The sequence below is a fragment of the Candidatus Accumulibacter phosphatis genome (assembly GCF_000024165.1).
Taxonomy (GTDB): Bacteria; Pseudomonadota; Gammaproteobacteria; order Burkholderiales; family Rhodocyclaceae; genus Accumulibacter; species Accumulibacter phosphatis.
In genome coordinates this window covers 3219476-3238296 of sequence record NC_013194.1, presented here as the reverse complement: position 1 = coordinate 3238296, position 18821 = coordinate 3219476, and the positions used below count along the sequence as shown (strand labels likewise).

12 protein-coding genes are annotated in these 18821 nt (G+C 66.2%); 5 read left to right on the top strand and 7 right to left on the bottom strand.

Annotation, left to right across the window (positions count from 1 at the left end; genetic code table 11):
• Window positions 1-146: 146 nt before the first annotated feature.
• The 7 genes from CAP2UW1_RS23905 to CAP2UW1_RS13885 all read right to left on the bottom strand — a co-directional run bounded on the left by CAP2UW1_RS23905 (window position 147) and on the right by CAP2UW1_RS13885 (window position 11507).
• The gene (locus CAP2UW1_RS23905; protein ID WP_015767256.1) at window positions 147-1598 is read right to left on the bottom strand and encodes a diguanylate cyclase; all 1452 of its coding nucleotides are present in this window, start codon (window positions 1596-1598) and stop codon (window positions 147-149) included.
• The gene (locus CAP2UW1_RS13910) at window positions 1595-2668 is read right to left on the bottom strand and encodes a GGDEF domain-containing protein (protein ID WP_015767255.1); all 1074 of its coding nucleotides are present in this window, start codon (window positions 2666-2668) and stop codon (window positions 1595-1597) included. Before CAP2UW1_RS13910 ends, CAP2UW1_RS23905 begins: the two co-directional genes overlap by 4 nt.
• Before the next feature lie 149 nt (window positions 2669-2817).
• Window positions 2818-4962, bottom strand: coding sequence for a putative bifunctional diguanylate cyclase/phosphodiesterase (locus CAP2UW1_RS13905; protein WP_015767254.1), 2145 nt, complete (start codon window positions 4960-4962; stop codon window positions 2818-2820).
• On the bottom strand, window positions 4962-7355 hold the full coding sequence (locus CAP2UW1_RS13900; protein ID WP_015767253.1) for a response regulator: 2394 nt from the start codon (window positions 7353-7355) through the stop codon (window positions 4962-4964). The genes CAP2UW1_RS13905 and CAP2UW1_RS13900 overlap by 1 nt, the downstream gene beginning before the upstream one ends.
• Before the next feature lies 1 nt (window position 7356).
• A complete protein-coding gene (locus CAP2UW1_RS13895) occupies window positions 7357-7914 on the bottom strand; it encodes a YfiR family protein (RefSeq protein WP_015767252.1) in 558 nt (185 codons plus the stop codon).
• 10 nt (window positions 7915-7924) lie between these two features.
• Window positions 7925-9964: a TonB-dependent receptor plug domain-containing protein gene (locus tag CAP2UW1_RS13890; protein ID WP_015767251.1), complete on the bottom strand. Its 2040-nt coding sequence runs from the start codon at window positions 9962-9964 to the stop codon at window positions 7925-7927.
• A gap of 208 nt (window positions 9965-10172) precedes the next feature.
• Window positions 10173-11507, bottom strand: a complete 1335-nt coding sequence (locus CAP2UW1_RS13885) for an MATE family efflux transporter (RefSeq protein WP_015767250.1) — start codon at window positions 11505-11507, stop codon at window positions 10173-10175.
• A gap of 179 nt (window positions 11508-11686) precedes the next feature.
• On the opposite strand from CAP2UW1_RS13885, the gene paaK reads away from it, so the two are divergent.
• From paaK to CAP2UW1_RS13860, 5 genes are all read left to right on the top strand, one after another.
• On the top strand, window positions 11687-13000 hold the full coding sequence (paaK, locus tag CAP2UW1_RS13880; protein ID WP_015767249.1) for a phenylacetate--CoA ligase PaaK: 1314 nt from the start codon (window positions 11687-11689) through the stop codon (window positions 12998-13000).
• Window positions 13001-13189: 189 nt separating this feature from the next.
• Window positions 13190-14755, top strand: coding sequence for a DUF3300 domain-containing protein (locus tag CAP2UW1_RS13875; RefSeq protein ID WP_015767248.1), 1566 nt, complete (start codon window positions 13190-13192; stop codon window positions 14753-14755).
• A gap of 37 nt (window positions 14756-14792) precedes the next feature.
• Window positions 14793-15731: a DUF2950 domain-containing protein gene (locus tag CAP2UW1_RS13870; protein WP_015767247.1), complete on the top strand. Its 939-nt coding sequence runs from the start codon at window positions 14793-14795 to the stop codon at window positions 15729-15731.
• A 178-nt stretch (window positions 15732-15909) separates the two neighbouring features.
• A complete protein-coding gene (locus CAP2UW1_RS13865; RefSeq protein ID WP_015767246.1) occupies window positions 15910-17736 on the top strand; it encodes an ABC transporter ATP-binding protein in 1827 nt (608 codons plus the stop codon).
• A 26-nt stretch (window positions 17737-17762) separates the two neighbouring features.
• Window positions 17763-18821, top strand: coding sequence for a phospholipase D-like domain-containing protein (locus CAP2UW1_RS13860; RefSeq protein WP_015767245.1), 1059 nt, complete (start codon window positions 17763-17765; stop codon window positions 18819-18821).

Here is an 18821-nt window from a genome sequence, read left to right as displayed (position 1 = left end):
CGTCCGGCGCCGCCCGCGTCTTCGTCCCGGCACGCGGCAGCAACGCGCGAAAGGCAGTGCCAGGCCAAGCGCACCGGTGCGCCGCGAACCGCCGTGTCACGGCTGGCGGAAGCGTCGGCTGCAAGCCGACCAACCCCCGGTCGATCTCATGCCGATGGCGCTTCGCGGTTCCCGGCAGGCATGGCGCCATGTGCGCGCACGAAAGGAAAGAACTCACGGTCGGCGCCGAGCATGTGGCGGGTGACCACATCATAGGCGAGGAACTGGAAGACATCGCCGACTCCCTGTTTGCCGGCCCGGTAGTCGTCGAGCAGGCGCCGTGCCTGGGTCACCAGTTGGCGATGCAGGACGACGTGCTCGGCAGCGCCGGGATAGCCGGCAGCGCGAATGACCGCTTCCTCGTCGGCAAAGTGTTGGAGAACATCGGCGGTGAGGGTGTCGACAATCGTGTCCACGCGGCTCGCCTCGCGTTCGCCGAGAATGGCCGACAACAGCTCGTTGGCGTCGGCGAACAGCTGGCGATGGCCGCGATCGACGAGTTCGTTGCCGCATTCGTACGCCGAGTGCCAGACGAGCTGAACGAAGTTGGCAACCACGTATTCCTGCGTATCGGCTGTCGGCGTCTTTTCCGGAGCGATCTGGACCTGATTGCGGCCACCGGTCTTGGCCCGATAAAGCGCCTCGTCGGCACGCTGAAACCACTCTTCCCAGGTGTCTCCGGGGCTGCATTCGGCAGCGCCGATGCTGACGGTAAGCTGCCCGATCAAGGGAAAATCGGCGCTCGCGATCTGCCCGCGCAAGCGTTCGGCAAGCAGCGCCGCCGTCGACCGGCCGGTGTTCGGGCAAACGACGACGAACTCCTCGCCGCCCCAGCGCGCCAGAGCGTCCGTGCCGCGCAAGCGGCTCTGCAGCAGTGCGGTGACGGCCTGTAGAACCTGATCACCGGCACCATGACCATGCTGGTCATTGATCGCCTTGAAGTGATCGATGTCGACGACCAACAGGCTCAGCGGCTGGTCGTATCGGTTCAGGCGGTCCATCTCGCTGCGCACGCATTCCTCAATCCGCCGCCGGTTCCACGCACCGGTCAGTTTGTCGGTGCCGGCTACCTGTTCGAGTTCGACGACGGTCTGCTGCAGTTCCTGATTCGCCTGCCGCAGGCGATCGAGTGTCTGCTGCATGGCCGGGATCTCCGGCGACGGAGTCACTTCGTGGATGATCGAGGCAATCGACTGCAGTTCCTGGTCGGCGCCGAGGACCGGCAGTTTGAGCCACAGGCACTGCCTGATCCTGCAGCCGACCGGGAGTTCGACCTCCTCGTACGCGGCCAGCGCACCGTCGATGATCCTCTGGTCGCAACGGGCGAGCTGTGCGAGAAGGCGGGCCGGCAGGACATCGCTCTCCGATCGCCCAGCGAGACGCGTGGCACCCTGACAGAGCAGTCGTTCCATCTCCCGGTTGGCCAGTCGGTAACGACCATCCAGGCCCTTGACGCCGAAACCGACGCCGGCGCTCGCCGGCATCAACAGCGACAGCAGTCCGGCCATCCGGATGACGCCGCCGTCGGCGAGGGCTCGGGTCAGCGCCTCGTCACTCATCGGGGTAGGGGGTCGGCCTGTTTGCCGGCGGCAGGCTGCGGGCGCGGGGCAAGGATGACCCGGTTGCGGCCCTGCGTCTTGGCCAGGTAGAGAGCCCGGTCGGCTCGGTTGACGAAGTCCGTTGGTGACTCGCCGGCGAGGTAGTCGGCAACGCCGATCGACACCGTGATGTTGCCGATCAGCGGTCCCTCGTCGCCAACCCGTCTGATGCGGCTGGCCGCGACCAGCGCGCGCAGTGCCTCGGCCAGGCCGATGGCGCCACCACGTGGCGTCTGCGGCAGGATCACGGCGAACTCCTCGCCCCCATAGCGCGCCGCCGTGTCCTTGCCCTTGACGTTGGCGCGCAGGATCTGGCCGACGCTGCTCAGCACCCGGTCGCCGAAGACATGTCCGAGGCCGTCGTTGAGCCGCTTGAAATTGTCGAGATCGATCATCAGCAGGCAGGGGCCGGGCATTTCGGGGGTCGCCTGTTCCAGGCAGGTCGTTAAAGCCAGATCGAAGCCCTTGCGGTTGCTGAGCCCGGTCAGCCCGTCGATCAGGGCTTCCTCGCGGGCACGTGCGACTTCCTGGCGGAGCTGCTGGGTCTCCCGCCGGCTTTCCTCCAGGCGCGTCTGCAGTGTGCTGATCGCGTTCTGCATGTTGCGCGTGCCGCGCAGGATGTCGGCAACGCCGCTGGCGACTTCGCCACCGGTGGATACCGGCTCGCTCAGGGTATCGCTCCAGCGCTCGAGCGTACTGCCGAAGCGCGAGGCCTCATGACCGGCCAGCGCGGCCGACTCGGAAACCTGATCCACGAGATTGTCGACGCTGTCGCCGATGCGCAGGGCGGTTGCCGCGTCGAATTCGGAGATATGGCGCGAGTAGAGCGCGTACGTGGTCTGCTCGTCGAGCCGGCCCAGTTCCTTGAGTCGGGCATCGAGATCGGCATTGAGCGCGGAGTTGTTGCCTGCGACATACTCGTACCAGATCGCGTAACTCACCGGATGCAGACCAGCCGCCTGTTGCGTCATCCTCTTGACGGCGAGCCGCAGGTATTCGGCACTCGCTGCGGTGGTATGGCGATATCTCATTGTGTCTTTCCCTCCAGAACCTGCGGACCTTGATCCTCGTCCGTCGGCTTACTCGTTTGACAGCTTACCGCATTGCACAGCCTGCGGCGATACTTCGCGGCAAGTCCCGTCGTTCGCTGGGCAGGCCCGGCGCGCCTGCCATTGCGGCTTCACGGCGGTCCGTCCGGAAAGGCTAAACCACCGTCGGAGCCGAGAATGGCCGCGAAGCGATCGGGCGGCAGTGGCGGTGAAAACAGGAAGCCCTGCTGGATCGGGCAGCGGTTGGCGAGCAGGAAGTCCGCCTGCGCGCGCGTCTCGACGCCCTCGGCGACCACGCGCATGCCGAACTGGTGTCCGAGTTCGATGATCGACAGCGCAATCGCCGCGTCCTTGCCGCCGCGGGTGACATCGGTCACGAAGGCGCGATCGATCTTCAGCTCGTCGAGCGGGAAGCGCTTGAGGTAGCTCAGGGAGGAAAATCCCGTGCCGAAGTCGTCGAGGGACAGCGCGAAGCCCTTCTCGCGCAGGCTGTTCAGGCGGACGATGGTGCGTTCGGCGTCGACCACCAGCAGTGATTCGGTCAGTTCGAGAACCACCTGCTCGGGCGCAATGCCTTCCTGGGCAATGATGGCGGAGCACTTTTCGGCGACTTGCTCTTCCAGGAAGCTGGGGCTGGCCAGGTTGATCGACACGCGAACCGGTGCCAGGCCGGCCTCGGCCCATTGGCGCAGTTGTCGGGCCGCGGCGGCCAGCACCCAGTCGCCAAGGGCGACGATCAAGCCGGCTTCTTCGGCGAGCGGAATGAATTCGCCCGGCCCGAGCAGGCCGCGCCGCGGATGCTGCCAGCGCACCAGCGCTTCGGCGCCGCTCAGCCGGCCGCTGGCGGCATCGACCTTGGGCTGGAAGTGCAGACGCAATTCGTCCTGGGCAATGGCTCGCCGCAGTTCGTTCTCCAGGTGCAGTTTGACGCGGGCGGCGGCGTTCATCTCCTCGTCGAAGAAGCGGTAGGTCGCCGGACCCGAGGCCCTGGCCGCGTAGAGCGCCTGCTCGGCGGCACGAGCCAGCGCCTCGACCGAATCGGCGTCGCGCGGAAAGACGGCGATGCCGATGCTGGCGGTCAGCACGACCTCCCGGTCGTCGATCGACAGTGGCCGGGCGATGGTCTGCAGCAGGCGCTCGGCGATGATCGCCGCATCGCCCGCCGCTCGCACTTCGAGTACCAGCACGGTGAACGCATCGCCGTCGATACGCGCCACGGTTTCGGCGGCACGCATCGAAGGATTCAAGGCCAGCAGATCGGCACCGCGCACCGACGAGCGCAGTCGCTCGGCGAGCGTGCACAGCACCTGGTCGCCGGCGGCGTTGCCAAGCGCGTCGTTGACGCTCTTGAAGTGGTCGATGTCGAGATGCACGATCGCGCAGCTTCCGTGGTTGCGGCGGGCACGTTCGAGTTCGACAGCGGCGACCTGGGCAAACAGCTGTCGGTTGGCCAGACCGGTCAGACCGTCGTGCATCGACAAATGCTCGATGCGTTGCTGCGCCTCGATCCGCTCGCTGATGTCCTGGGTGATGCCTTCGACGCGGACGATCCTGCCGGCCGTATCGCGGACTGCCTGCGCCTGCTCGTAGACCTCACGCAGCTTGCCGTCGGGGCGCTGCATGCCGTAGGTGATCTGGTAGGGCTGGCCGTCGATGAGCAGCGCCCGGCGCGCGCTGGCCACCAGTGCGCGGTCGCTCTCTCGTACGGAGGCCAGGAAGCCGTCCAGCGTCGCCGCACCGGCGAGTTGCCAGTCGCCGCCAAAGAGGCGCAGCATTTCGTCCGAGCAGGCGAAACGCGCTTCCGCCACCGACCACTCCCAACTTCCCATGCGCGCCAGACGCTGCGCGTGCGCCAGCCTCTGCTGACTGTGCTGGACGGCCTGGATCGCCTGCCCGGAGCGCATGCCGTAACGTACCCGCTGCGTCAGCAGCAGCCAGTTGACCGGTTTGTTGATGAAATCGGTGGCGCCCGACCGGTAGGCCAGTTCGATCGACTCGCCGTCGTTGAGGCCGGTGAGCATCAGAATCGGCAACCACTGGCCGCGTTCGTGCTGGCGGATGCGCCGGCTGACCTGGTAACCGTCTACGCCGGGCATCATCACGTCGAGAACGATGAGATCAAACTCTTGCGCGTCGAAAAGACGTACGGCCTGCTCGCCGCAGTCGGCTTCGCTGACTGCGAAACCCGCGTGGCGCAGCGACTCGCTGGCCAGCATGCGGATCATCGCGTCGTCGTCTACGAGCAGCACCCGGCCGCCCCGCTGGTCGTCGTCCACTAGCCACCTCCCTTTCGCTCACTTGCCGCCGCGCGATGGCTCGCCAGTGCCTGGCGGAAGCTGTCGTAGGCGCCGTTCAGCAGATCCAGCCAGTCGTCGGCCGGCGCTTCGCCGCTGCGCAAATGCATCTCGATCTGTCTGGCCTGCTCCGCTAGTGCCAGCGCGCCGACCGTGGCGGCCGACGACTTGAGGGTGTGCGCGGCCCGCTGCATGGTCGGCGCATCGCCCGTGTCGGCGGCCTCGGCAAAGCTCGCAAGCAGCTTGCCGGCGCTGTCCACGAACATCTCGAGCACGCGGTCGGCGAAGCCGGGGTTCGAGCCGTCGGCGACCATCGGCAGCGACTGTACGACGCCTGGATCGAAAAGCATCAGGGTGCGTCGCTCGCCATGCCCGGTGGCGCTGTCGGTCGCCGGCTGACCGGCGGCAGCGCCGGCCTCCGGCTCCGCCGGCGCTTCCAGATAACGCGCGAGGGCCGCCGTGAGCTGTGCCCGGTTGATCGGTTTGGCCAGGTAGTCGTTCATCCCGGCGTTCAGGCACAGCTCGCGGTCGCCGGCGAGCGCGTTGGCGGTGAGCGCAATGATCGGCACTTCGGCACGGCCCGCCGCCCGTTCTTCGGCGCGGATCTGGCGCGTCGCCGCGAAACCGTCCAGCACCGGCATCTGGCAGTCCATCAGGATCACCTGGTAGGAGCCACTGCGCCGGGCGCTGACGGCCTGCTCGCCATCGTGCGCGAAGTCGACCGCGCAGCCCAGGCTCTCGAGGATGGCACCGGAAATCTCGCGGTTGACCTCGTTGTCCTCGACCAGGAGCACCCGTCCGGTCATGCGGCGGCCGTTGGCCGGCTGGGTGTGTGCCGGCGGCGGACCGAGGTGGATCGGGACGCGTTGCCGGAACCAGAAAGTCGAACCGAGGCCTTCCGCGCTTTCGAAGCCGACGTGGCCGTCCATGCGCTGCGCCAGTTCGCGGATGATCACCAGACCAAGGCCGGTGCCGCCGAATTTGCGCGTCGTCGAGTCGTCGGCCTGCGTGAATGGGGCGAACAGCTTCTCGCTGGCGGCGCGCGAGATGCCGACGCCGGTATCGGTGACGGCGTAGCACAACTGGCAGTGGGTTCCGTCGGCAGCCGGCGCCGAGTCGCGGTCGGCGCCGGTGGGTTCCTGGCTCAGGGAAATGAAGATCGATCCGTGCTCGGTGAACTTGACTGCGTTGCTCAGCAGGTTGCTCAGGATCTGCTTGACGCGGTAGGGATCGCCGATCACTACGGGCGGTATGTCGGGCGAGATCACGTCGCCGAGGAGAACGCCTTTTGCCGAGGCCATCTCGACGAAGGGTTGCATCACTTCCTCGACCAGGCGTCGCGGGTCGAAGGGGGTGAGTTCGATGTCGAGCCGGCCGGATTCGATCTTCGACAGGTCGAGGATGTTGTTGAGCAGGTGCAGGAGCGATTCGGCCGACAGGCGCAAGGTTTCGGCGTGCCGCCGCTGCTGCTCGGAAAGGCCGGTGTCGAGGAGCAGGTCGGCCATGCCGATGACGCCGTTCATCGGCGTGCGAATCTCGTGACTCATGTTGGCGAGGAAGCGCGACTTGGCGAGGTTGGCGGTCTCCGCCTGTTCCTTTGCCAACTGCAGTTGTGCCGTGCGTGAGGTGACCTGATCCTCGAGCGTTGCGCGGTGCTCGCGCAGTTGCTCGTCGCGGGCCGCGACCTCGTGCAGCATGCTGTTGAAGCCACGGACCAGTTCGCCGACCTCGTCGCGCCGATCGATGCGCAGCCGCCGGGAATAGTCGCTGTCCTGCGCCACCTGTCGCATGACCGAGGTCAGTTCGATGATCGGCTCCGAGACCGATCGCTGCAGGCGTGTGGCGAGGAGCAGGGCGCCGCCGAAAGCGACGAGCGTGCCGGCGAGGACCCACAGCAGCCGGTGCCAGGTGTCCGTCCACATCGGTCGCAGGTTCGACTGCATACTGAGCGTGCCGATGACTTCCCGCCCCTGGCGGATCGGGTAGTCGATGGTCAGCGAGTCGTCCCAGTAGCCGCCCCTGAATACCGGCTGGCGGCCACCCGGGGCGCTGGTCGCGAGCGCCTCGCCGTTCGCCGGGTAGTGGGCGAACACCTTGCCGTTGGGCAGGGTGATGGCGCCGGCCAGGATCTCCGGCCGCGCGCGCAGCCCGGTCAGCGCCTCGCGTGCCGCGGTGGCGTCGTCGAAAGCGACCGCCGAGGCGCTGCTGGCGGCCAGCACCTCGGCCATGCCGGTCAGCTTGTCGATCTCGCCCTGACGGTTGTCGTCGATCTTCGAAAAGGCAAACAGCAGCGTGCTGATCAGCAGGCCGGCGCCGACCGTGAGGCCGATGATCAGCATCAGCTTGGCCTGCAGCGGCCGATCGGTGAAGCGCATCTCAGTTCTTTCCCTTGAAGTCGGCGAGGTTGCGCGCCAGCTTGAGCAAGTTGGCGCTGGCCTTGAGCTGGGCCTGTTCGAGTGTCTGGCGATTGACCTCGAACTGCAGGCGGCCGTCGCCCTGGACGATACCGATCGCCCCCCCGGCATCGATGAAACCGTCGGCGTCGCTGACCGTCAGCACCGCTTGTCCGGCCAGGCTGCGCAGCAGCAGGGTCAGGCGGCGGGTTTCGGAAGCACCGATGAAAAGCACGTGGCAAGGCCGGGCCTCGTCCACGCTGGCGACCATGTGGACGCTGACCAGCCGGCTCTGCACCGGCCGGTTCTCCAGCGCCGCGAGGGCGCTGGCGAGCGAGTCGCGACCGAGCAGGCAGATCAGCAGCGGCGCGTCGCGCGTCGCAAAGCTGCGCTCGGGCCACTCGATGTAACGCGCGAAGTTTAGCACGAAGGCCGCCTTGGCCTGCGCCTCGCTGAGCACGCCTTGCGCCGCCGCGGGGCCGGCGAGCGCGCCGGCGAGCACCGCCAGCAGGGCCGCCAGGCGCCTGAAGGAACGGTTCACCGACGATGCCTCAGAACTGCCACTTGGCCTTGACGTAGCCGCCGCGCTGCAGCTCGATCGTCTGCGAGGGCAGCAGGCTCGGGATGAATTCGGGATGGCTGTTGTCGAGGAGGTTCTGGCCGACCACCGAGAGTTCGAAATCGCGCGTCGGCCGCCAGGCGTAGCGCAGATCGAGCGTCGTGTAGGCGGGGACGGCAAAGGCCGAGTTGCGGTCGCCAAGCTTGCCGACATAGCGCAGCCAGACGTCGAACTGCTGCCGATGCGGCAAGGACATCGACGAGCGCAGGCTCGCCTGTTGTTGCGGCGAGCTGTCGTTGATCAGGCGGGCGCTGTTCTGCGAGATCGGGTCGTCGTTCTTGGCCTCGGTGGTGAGGCGCAGGGCGCTGTAGCTCGGCTGGATGCGCCACCAGCTCAGCGGGTTCCAGTCCACGGCGATTTCGAAGCCGTGCGTGTGTGCCTTGATGCTGTTGTCGGGGAAGATGTTCTGAATGATCGCCGGCGCTGGCGTGAAGGTCAGTCGCCGGTCGCCAAGACCGGCCGAGCGCAGGTCGTCGTACTGGTTGTAGAAGGCGGTGATGTCGAGCGACAGACTGGTCGAGAAGCGTTGGCGGAAACCGATGTCGTAGGCGATGACGGTTTCCGGCTGCAGATCGCCGGAGGGGACGTTGCGGGTCACGAGCGGCAGCGGCGTTGGGTTGCCGGGCGCGCCGGGGGGCAGAACCGCGACGTCGACCTGGGCATCCAGCTCGGCGCGCGAGGGGATGCGCACGGCGCGCGACACCGAGCCCCAGAGCGTCTGCGTCGGGCTCGGTGTCCACATCAGGCGGACGTTGGGCAAAGGCTCGAAGCCGGCAAAGCTGCTGTTCTCCAGGCGCAGGCCGAGCATCAGCCTTAGCGTCTCCGGCGAGAGCGTGATGTCGTCATAGACGAAGGCGCTCGCCAGGTTGAAGCTGCTGGACTTGGGCGCAATGCTGATGATCCCGCCGGAGTCGATGTGATCGCTCGAGTAGCGGTAGCCCAGACCCCAGATCAAGTCGTGGCGCTCGCCCAGGGGTATGCGGTGCTGGAAATCCACGTCGGCGGTCGTGCGCTGTTCCTGGAAAGCCCCCTGCAGATCCATGGTGCTGTACTCGACGTAAGCCTGCAGGGCCGCGTCGGATCCATCGGCGAGGGTCCATTCGCTGCGCCCGAGGAGGTGTCCGCCCTTGCCGTCCTGGCGGCGCTTGCTGAGGGCGACTCCCTGCGGCGAAGTGGTGTCGGCAACTGTAAACGCGTCGCCGGTCGGTGCCGTATACGCCTGGCCGCTGAGCGTCAGCCGACGATTGGCGGCAGGGCTCCAGTCGCTGCGAAAACCGACACGCGCGGCGCGCGAGTAGTCGTTGCCGGTATGACCATAGGTGTCGACCGCTTCGTCGCGCTTGTAGGCCTTGCCCCAGACGCGGAAATGCCCGTCGGCGGTCTGCCCGCCGTGGCGAAAGGCGCCGAACACCCGCTCCTCGCTGCCCGCACCGGCCACCAGCAGGTTGCCCTGGGTATCGCGGGCACGGCGGGTGATGATGTTGATCACGCCGTTGACGGCATTCGCCCCCCACATCGCGGCGCCTGGTCCGCGGATCACTTCGATGCGATCGATGTCTTCGAGCAGGGTGTCCTCGTATTCCCAGAGGACGCCGGAAAAAAGCGGCGAGTAGATGCTCCGCCCGTCCATCAGCACCAGCAGCTTGTTGCCGAAGCGGTTGTTGAAACCGCGCACGCTGACCGCCCAGCGGTTGTTGGCGAGGCCGGCCACCTCGACTGCCGGCGCGAGGCGCAGGGCCTGGGGAATATTCGTGGCACCCGAACGTTCGATATCCTCGCGGCTGATCACGAACACTGCGGCGGCCACCTCGTGCAGACGTTCTGTCTTGCGCGAGGCGCTCGTCACTTCGACGCCGAGGAGAGCCTCCAGGCTGATGTCGGGCGGGTCCTCACGGTCATCGGCGCTTGCGGGCACGCTGGAGAGGGTCAATGTCAGGGAGAGTGTCAGGCAGGCGAGACTCGAGGGACGCATCGACGGGGTTCCTTTTCTGGTGAGCGCGGCGCCGGTGCCGCACCCCCGGGGAGATCGCGGCGGATTATAGGCCATGGCGCGGCCGGTGCCTGTGCCGCATGTGAATGCTGCGGCGCCAGGAGTCACGGCATCCCTGGAATAACGGCAGCGTGTCGGTGAACTTGAGGACTGTCGCCTGGCGGCGTGTCCGACCGAAGAGCTTGGTCGGCTAGCGCTGCACCGCCCGCAGGGCGCGCCACAACAGGGCGCCGAGCAGTGCTGCGGCAAGTACCAGACTGAGTACCGACGCCAGCCAGAAGCCGGCGACGCCCATCGGCCGGGGGGCGTGCAGGGCCAGCCACCAGCCGCCGAACAGTCCGACTCCCCAGAAGCAGACGACATGCACGCACATCGGCACGAAGGTGACGCGGTAGCCGCGCAGGGCGTGCGCGGCGATCGTCTGGACGGCGTCGAAGATCTGGTAGAAGGCGACGTAGCCGACCAGCGCCAGCGCCACAGCCTGGACCGCCCGATCATCGGTGTAGGCGCCGGTGAGCGGCACGGCGATCGACCACAGCAGCAGTCCGAGCAATGCCGACAGGCCGCCGGCGAGGAGCAGGCCGGCGCCGATGGACAGCTCGGCGCGCCGCCAGTGGCGCGCGCCGGCGGCCTGGCCGACCTGCGCCAGGGTGGCGATGCCGAGTGCCAGCGGCAGCATGTAGCAGATGGCCGCGAGATTGGCGACGATGCGGTGGCCGGCGACGGCAGTCGCGCCGAGCTGGGCGACGAAGAGCGCCATCAGAGTGAAGGAAGAAATTTCGACGAAATGCGAAAATCCCATCGGCAGGCCGAGCTGCAGCAATTCACCGAGGGGTTTGCGGCGCGGCCATTGCCAGGCGGCAAACACCGGCCAGGGCCGCAGCGCGCTGCCGAAGCGCAGGTAGGCGGTGGCACAGACCACCGAGAAGGCGCTGACGACGACGTTCGACACGCCGCAGCCGAGGACGCCGAGCGCGTCGCCGCCCCACTTGCCGGTGACCAGGAGGTAAGCCAGCACGCCGTGCAGCAGGGTGCCGCCAAGGCTGATCAGCAACAGCGGACGCGGGCGGCCGAGGGCGTTGCAGAAGGCATGGAAGGTCCGGTAGAGCAGTATCGCCGGCATCCCCAGCGCGAGCAGTGCGAGGTAGGCGCGCGCCTTCTCCTCGACCAGCGGGTCGATGGTCGACAGGGCGAGCAGCGCGCCCGGGTGACGCAGGAAGCAGGCGCCCGGCAGCGCCAGCAGCAGGGCCAGCCACAGTGCCTGCTGCAGGGCGCCGGGGATTTCCTCGTCGCGGCCCGCACCGTGCAGGTGTGCGACGGTGGGTGCGACGGCCTGGACGATGCCCGCCAGCGCAAAGACGACCGAGATGTAGATGCCACCGCCGACGGCAACCGCCGCCAGATCGTCGGTTCCGTGGTGGCCAAGCAGCACGGTGTCGATGATCATCATTCCCATCGACGACAACTGGGCAAGGAGTATCGGCGTCGCGTGCGCGAGAATCTGGCGGAACTGCTGGGCAAGCATGTGCGCAGGGACGGTGGCGGGCCCTTCAGACTACTCCATTTTGTCCGCGCGCGGGCTGCTGGTCTTCTCTCCGGGCACGTCCGTTCGCGAAATTCGGGTCCGCGCACGGCGCTGCCGGTTGAAAGATGCCCGCACATGTAATAGGGTTTGCCCTTTTGGCCATCAGGGAGACGAACGCCATGGTCGCAGCCAGTCGTGCCACCGCCTACGAACCGATTGAAACCGCCAGCCGCGACGAGATCACCGCGCTCCAGGTCGAACGCCTGCGCTGGTCCTTGCACCAGGCGTATGACAACGTCGACCACTACCGTCGCCGGTTCGATGCCCACGGAGTCCACCCCGATGACCTGAAGACGCTCGACGACCTGCGGAAGTTTCCCTTTGCCACCAAGGACGATCTGCGCCAGAACTACCCCTTCGGAATGTTCGCGGTGCCGCGCGACCAGATCGTGCGGGTGCATGCCTCCTCGGGAACCACCGGCCAGCCGACCGTCGTCGCGTACACGCAGAACGACATCGACATGTGGGCGAGCCTGATGGCGCGCTCGATTCATGCCGCCGGCGGTCGACGCAGCGACATGGTGCATGTCGGCTACGGCTATGGTTTGTTTACCGGCGGCCTGGGCGCGCACTACGGGGCGGAGCGGCTCGGCTGCATGGTCATTCCGATGTCGGGCGGGCAGACGGAAAAGCAGGTGCAGCTGATCGTCGACTTCCAGCCGGACATCATCATGGTGACGCCTTCCTACATGCTCAACCTCGCTGACGAATTCAAGCGGCAGGGCGCCGATCCCGCGTCGACCCGGCTGCGCGTCGGCCTGTTCGGTGCCGAACCGTGGACGCAGCAGATGCGCCTCGAGATCGAGAGCATCTTCGGCATTGACGCCATCGACCTCTACGGACTTTCGGAGGTAATCGGGCCGGGAGTCGCCAGCGAATGCGTCGAAAGCAAGGACGGGCCGGTCATCTGGGAAGATCACTTCTACCCCGAGATCATCGACCCGGCTACCGGCGAGGTACTTGCCGACGGCGAACACGGCGAACTGGTATTTACCTCGCTCTCCAAGGAGGCGCTGCCGATGATCCGTTATCGTACGCGCGACCTGACGCGTCTGCTGCCGCCAACCTCGCGCTCGATGCGGCGGATCGAGAAGATCACTGGCCGCTCGGACGACATGCTGATCATTCGCGGCGTAAATGTTTTCCCGTCGCAGATCGAGGAACTGATCCTCAAGCAGCCGAAGCTGTCGCCGCACTACTTGATCGAGGTTTGGCGGGATGGTCACCTCGATTCGGTCGCCATCGATGTCGAACTCAAACGCGAGTATCGCTACCTGTCGGCGGTCGACAAGGAGTACGTTGGGCACGCGCTGCAGCACCACATCAAGTCCTTCGTCGGCATTTCGACGGAAGTGCGCATCGTCGACATCGGCGGCATCGAACGTTCGCTGGGCAAGGCGCGTCGCGTCATCGACAGGCGCCCGCGGGCGTGAGACGAGAAAAACGGGAGCGACCATCTCCTGCCGGATGGGCGACGGCGCGAGAACAGGCTTGCCAAGCGGTTGGCGGGCGGTCTATGCTGATGGTTTGCTGACGGCGTCGTTGCCTGGTCTTTGCCCGAGGGCCCTCGTTCGCTGGCGACGGTTTGTTCGCGAGTCACTTTCCTTGTTCGAGGTCGCTTGATGAAATCAACATGGTCCCGACCCGGTGCGCTGCTGGCGTCCCTTGTCTTCGCTCTTTCTCCCGCCCTGGCGCAACAGCCGCCACCGACTGCGGGCTCGGCTTCGGCCAGTCCGTCGGCGAAGACCTTCTCGCAACAGGATCTCGACCGGCTGCTGGCGCCGATCGCGCTCTATCCTGATCCGCTACTCGCCCAGATCCTGATGGCATCGACCTATCCGCTGGAGATCGTTGAGGCGGCGCGCTGGGTCAAGGCCAATCCCAAGGTCAGCGGCAAGGCGCTCGAGGATGCCATGGCCAAGCAGTCCTGGGATCCGGCGGTCAAGTCGCTCGCCGTCGTGCCGCAGGTGTTGCAGCAGATGAACGAGAATCTCGACTGGACGCAGAAGCTTGGCGACGCTTTCCTGGCGCAACAGCAGGACGTGATGAATACGGTGCAGGGGCTGCGTGCCAAGGCCGATGCGACCGGAAACCTGAAGTCTACCCCGCAGCAGGTGGTGAAGACCCAGACGCAGGGCAGCCAGACGATCTATGTGGTGGAACCGGCCAAGCCGGACGTGGTGTATGTGCCGACGTACAACCCGACGGTGGTGTACGGCAGTTGGTGGTATCCGGCGCCGCCGTATGCGGTTTACCCGCCGGCCTACGTCTATCCTCCCGGCCTCGCCTTTGCAACGGGTGTGGTGGTCGGTGCGGCGATCTGGGGCGCCTGCAGTTGGGGTTGGGGGCGCAGCAGTGTCGACGTCAACGTCAATCGCTACAACTCGTTCAATCGCACGAATATCAGCAACAGCAACTGGAGTCACAATGTCGATCATCGGCGTGGAGTGGCGTATCGGGATCAGGGCGTTGCCAACCAGTACAACCGTGGCGGCAATGCCCAGGCGGCCAAGTCGCGCGAGGAGTTTCGCGGTCGCGCCGAGGCCGGACGCGCGGACCTCAAGGGAATGGACCGCGGCGAGTTGAACAACCGCGTCAAGGACGCTGAGCGCGGGTCGCGGGACAATCTCGGTGGCCGGGGCGAAGCGGGTCGCGGCGATGCGGGCCGAGGCAATGTAGGGCGCGGTGATGCGGGTCGAGGCGATGTGGGTCGAGGCGATGCAGGGCGCGGCGATGCAGGGCGCGGCGATGCGGGGCGCGGCGATGCGGGGCGCGGCGATGCGGGCCGGGGGGATGCCGGCCGAGCCGAGCCGAAGGGAAAGGATCGGGGCGGCGACGTCAGCAATCGCATGCAGGGCGCTGAGCGAGGGGGTGGCGGCGGCAGCTTCGGCGGTGGCGGTGGGGGAGCACAGAATCGCGGCGCGGCAGCGTCCGATCGGTCGGCTGGCGGCGGCTTCTCTGGCGCCGGTAACGGGGCGTCCACGCGTGAGGCGAGCCAGCGCGGCAGTGCCAGCCGGGCAGATGCGGGTAGTCGGGGTGGGGGTGGCACCAGCTTCGGCGGTGGTGGCAGCCGGGGAGGTGGCGGTGGCGCAAGCTTCGGCGGCGGTGGCGGCCGGGGAGGTGGCGGCGGCGGCTTCGGCGGCGGTGGTGGCGGGCGAGGAGGTGGAGGCGGCCGTGGTGGCCGTTAACCCCGACTGCCGATCACTTTCTGCGGAGAAGAGCACGATGAGACTGAAGAACACGATGAAGACGCTGGCTGTCGCCCTGTTGATTGGGATGGCGCCGGCGATCCATGCCGCACCGCCGTCACCGGCTGTACAAACGATCGTTCACAAGACCTTTGCGACGCCGGAAGACGCCGCCGCGGCGCTCGCTGAAGCCGTTCGCGCGCAGGACGTCCAGGCGCTGCTGGGCGTCGTCGGCCCATCATCGAGAAGCTGGTTGTCGAGTGGCGACACCGTTGCCGATCGCGAGGACTGGCGGAAGTTCCTCGCCGCCTACGACCAGAAGCACAGTGTCAGCAAGGTGACCGACAGCCGGGCAGTCCTGCTCGTCGGCGATGGCGACTGGCCGTTCCCGGCACCCCTCGTACGCCAGGGCGAGACCTGGGCTTTCGACGCGGTTGCCGGCCGCGAGGAGATCATCAACCGGCGTGTCGGCCGCAATGAACTGGATGCGATCCAGACCCTGCTGGCGATCGTCGATGCGCAGCGCGAATATGCGGCCGCTGACCCGGACGGCAATGGATCGCCGGACTACGCCCGGCGCTTCATGTCCAGCGAAGGCACGAAGGACGGCCTCTTCTGGCCCGCTGGGGCGAATGAGCCAGCGAGCCCCCTGGGGCCGCTGGTTGGCGCCGCGACACGCGAGGGTTATAGCCCGAAGGCGCAGCCGGAGGCCTATCACGGCTACCGTTATCGGATGCTGACGGTGCAGGGCAAGGACGCCCCGGGCGGGGCCTACGGGTATCTGGTCAAGGACCGGATGCTCGGTGGTTTTGCCGTCCTGGCCTATCCCGCGAGGTATGGCGTTTCCGGTGTGATGAGCTTCGTCACCAACCATGACGGGATCGTCTACCAGAAGAACCTGGGCAGGAATACCGACGCGTTGGCGGCGAAGATGCAGACCTTCAACCCGGATGCCAGTTGGCGGAAGGTCGAGTAGGATCCATCCCCTTGACCGTGTAGGGGTCCGGCGATATAGTCGATTCCTGCACAGGCGAGTTGATTCGCGTTCTACATGGCTGTTTTTTATGTGGATTGTGACGCGGCGGCGCCACGTTTCGCTGCGCATGCCGTCGGCGCGAGCATTTGGCACGGATCGGAAACGAAGGAGCGAATTGATGGCGAGCCCGCTGGCCAAGACGAGTGCACCAGCAGCCGGCAAGATGCGCCTGGTGCGTGAATTGCTGGGTCCCTACCACCGCTGGCTGGCCCTCATCCTGGCCATGATGCTGGTCGAGACGGCCATGTCGGTCGCATCGCCCTGGCCGCTCAAGATCATTCTCGACAACGTCGTCGGCGACCACAAGCCGGCGGCGTGGCTCGATGCACTGCGCTTCCTCGACCTTGGCGGTGACAAAATGGAACTCGCCGCGGTCGCCGGCGCCGCCGTCGTCGTCATCGCCCTGCTTGGCGCCGTGGCCAGCTATATCGACAATTACTACACCGAGAGCGTCAGTCAGTGGGTGGCGCACGACCTGCGCATGCGTGTTTATGATCACCTGCACCGCCTTTCGCTCGGCTATTACGACACCCACCAGTCCGGCCCTATCCTGTCTACATTGACCGCCGACGTGAAGACGATCCAGGGTTTTGCGTCGTCGGGAACGCTCGGCATCCTGGTAGACCTGCTGACCATCGTCGGCATGGTCGGCATCATGTTCTGGCTCGACTGGGACTTCGCGCTGATTGCCATTGGCGCGACGCCGTTCCTGCTGCTGTTCGTGGCGCGTTTCAACAAGGAGGTGAAGGCGGCCACGCACGAAGTCCGCCGTTACCAGAGCGACATCGTTGCCGTCGTCCAGCAGGGTCTCGAGTCGATGCGCATCGTCAAGGCCTTCGGGCGGCAGGAACTCGAGAAGAGCCAACTCGCCGAGGTCAGCCACGCGACCGTGGATGCGGCGCTGGCGGCGCGACGGGTGAAATCGCTGCTGTCGCCAGCGGTCTCGCTGACGGTGGCGCTGTGCACGGGGTATGTCCTCTGGCGCGGCACCGGACTGGTGCTGGCCGATGTGATGACGCTGGGTGCGCTGACCGTCTTTCTCACTTACCTGTCCAAGTTCTTCAAGCCGGTGCAGGACTTGGCGAAGATGAGCAACACCATTGCCCAGACGGCGGTTGCCATCGAGCGCATCCAGGTCATTCTCGACACCGACGACATCCTGCCCGTGAAGCCGGATGCGCGCGACCCGGGAACGCTGCGCGGTGAAATCTCGTTCGAGAACGTGGCCTTTTCTTATACGCCAGAGTCGCAGGTACTGACCGATGTCGTCTGTCACATCGCGCCGGGGCAACTGGTGGGCGTCGTCGGTCCCACCGGTGGTGGCAAGTCGACCGTGGTGAGCATGATTCCGCGCTTCTATGACCCGAGCGGCGGCACGGTGCGCATCGATGGCGTCGACGTGCGCGACTTCGACCTGCAGGCCCTGCGGCAGCAGATCGGCTTCGTGCTCCAGGACACGTCCTTGTTCCATGGCACCATCCGCGACAACATAGCGTACGGGCGGCCGGGCGCGACTGATCAGGAAGTCGTCGAGGCAGCGCGGCTGGCCAACGCCGACGAGTTCATCTCGCGCATGGCGCACGGCTACGACACCATGGTCGGCGAGCGCGGCATGACGCTCTCCGGCGGCCAGCGACAGCGCATCGGCATTGCGCGGGCGATCGTCCGCAACGCGCCCATCCTGATTCTCGACGAGCCTACGGCGGCACTCGACACCGAGTCCGAGAAACTGGTGATCGACGCGCTGGAGAAACTGATGAAAGGGCGCACTGTGATTACCATCGCCCACCGCTTGTCGACGATTCGGCATGCCGACAAGATCATCGTTCTCAAGGGCGGCGTCGTCGCCGAGCAGGGTACCCACGATGAACTGTTGCGGCTCGACGGCGTCTATGCCGAGCTATATCGGACCCAGGTCCAACCCGCGGCGCCAGCCAGCGCCTAGCCTTCACCTTACGGGGTTATCTTCGCATGCACCGCTCACTCATTGTTCTGCCTGACGACACCGGTCAGCCCTTGGTCGACGCCATAGCCGCGGCGAAGGAGTCGCTGCGCATCAAGATCTTTCTCTTCTCGGATCCGGCCCTGCTGGCGGCGGTCCTCGCTGCGCAGCACCGCGGGGTCAGGGTGCGGGTGATGCTCAACCCGGCCCGGCGTAGCGGCGAGGCCGAGAATGAGGCGACACGCGAGGTGCTCGAGGGCGCCGGCGTCGAGGTGAAGGACAGCAATCCCGCCTTCGACATCACCCACGAGAAATCGCTGGTCGTCGACGGCGAGACGGCTTTCATCCAGTCGCTCAACTGGGAGACCAGGAATCTCACGGAGACCCGGGACTTCGCCGTCGTCACTTCGCATCGGCATGAGGTGGATGAAATCGTCGAGTGTTTCGACGCCGACTGGAACCGCGACAAGTTCGATCCGGGTGAGGACTCTCATCTCGTGTGGTGCAACATCAACGGCCGCAACCGGGTCGCTCGCTTCATCGATGCCGCCGAGGAATCGCTGTTCCTGCAGAATGAACGCTACCAGGACGAGGTGATCATCGAGCGTTTGGTGCGCGCGTCGCGTCGCGGGGTAAAGCTGCATGTACTTGCCCGACCGGCCCACTTCCTCAAGAAGGGCAAGCTGGTCGAGGGTGTCGAGGGATTGCGCATTCTGCAGGACCTCGGCGCCAAGGTGCACCGCCTCAAGGGCCTCAAGCTGCACGCCAAGCTGATGCTGGCCGACGGCAAGCATGTGATCATCGGCTCGATCAATCTTGCCCCGGGCAGTTTTGACAGCCGTCGTGAACTGGCCATCGAGGTCCATGACGAATCGGTTGTCAAGCGTGTTCAGGGGGTGGTCCGCCAGGACTGGGAGAACTCGCATCCCCTCGATCTCTCGGATGAAGGGCTGCTCAAGGATCTGCAGGAAAACGAACCCGACGTGGCCGAGATGCTGGCTCTCGACGACCACCAAGTGAACCATGGGCATCACGGGCATGGCGGGCACAACGGCCATGATGCTCACAAAGGGCATAACGGGGGCTGA

What these genes read in the sequence shown, in the direction of transcription:
- CAP2UW1_RS23905 (WP_015767256.1), bottom strand. Translation starts at nt 1,598, where the DNA reads ATGAGTGACGAGGCGCTGACCCGAGCCCTCGCCGACGGCGGCGTCATC.
- CAP2UW1_RS13910 (WP_015767255.1), bottom strand. Translation starts at nt 2,668, where the DNA reads ATGAGATATCGCCATACCACCGCAGCGAGTGCCGAATACCTGCGGCTC.
- CAP2UW1_RS13900 (WP_015767253.1), bottom strand. Translation starts at nt 7,355, where the DNA reads ATGCGCTTCACCGATCGGCCGCTGCAGGCCAAGCTGATGCTGATCATC.
- CAP2UW1_RS13890 (WP_015767251.1), bottom strand. Translation starts at nt 9,964, where the DNA reads ATGCGTCCCTCGAGTCTCGCCTGCCTGACACTCTCCCTGACATTGACC.
- CAP2UW1_RS13885 (WP_015767250.1), bottom strand. Translation starts at nt 11,507, where the DNA reads ATGCTTGCCCAGCAGTTCCGCCAGATTCTCGCGCACGCGACGCCGATA.
- paaK (WP_015767249.1), top strand. Translation starts at nt 11,687, where the DNA reads ATGGTCGCAGCCAGTCGTGCCACCGCCTACGAACCGATTGAAACCGCC.
- CAP2UW1_RS13875 (WP_015767248.1), top strand. Translation starts at nt 13,190, where the DNA reads ATGAAATCAACATGGTCCCGACCCGGTGCGCTGCTGGCGTCCCTTGTC.
- CAP2UW1_RS13870 (WP_015767247.1), top strand. Translation starts at nt 14,793, where the DNA reads ATGAGACTGAAGAACACGATGAAGACGCTGGCTGTCGCCCTGTTGATT.
- CAP2UW1_RS13865 (WP_015767246.1), top strand. Translation starts at nt 15,910, where the DNA reads ATGGCGAGCCCGCTGGCCAAGACGAGTGCACCAGCAGCCGGCAAGATG.
- CAP2UW1_RS13860 (WP_015767245.1), top strand. Translation starts at nt 17,763, where the DNA reads ATGCACCGCTCACTCATTGTTCTGCCTGACGACACCGGTCAGCCCTTG.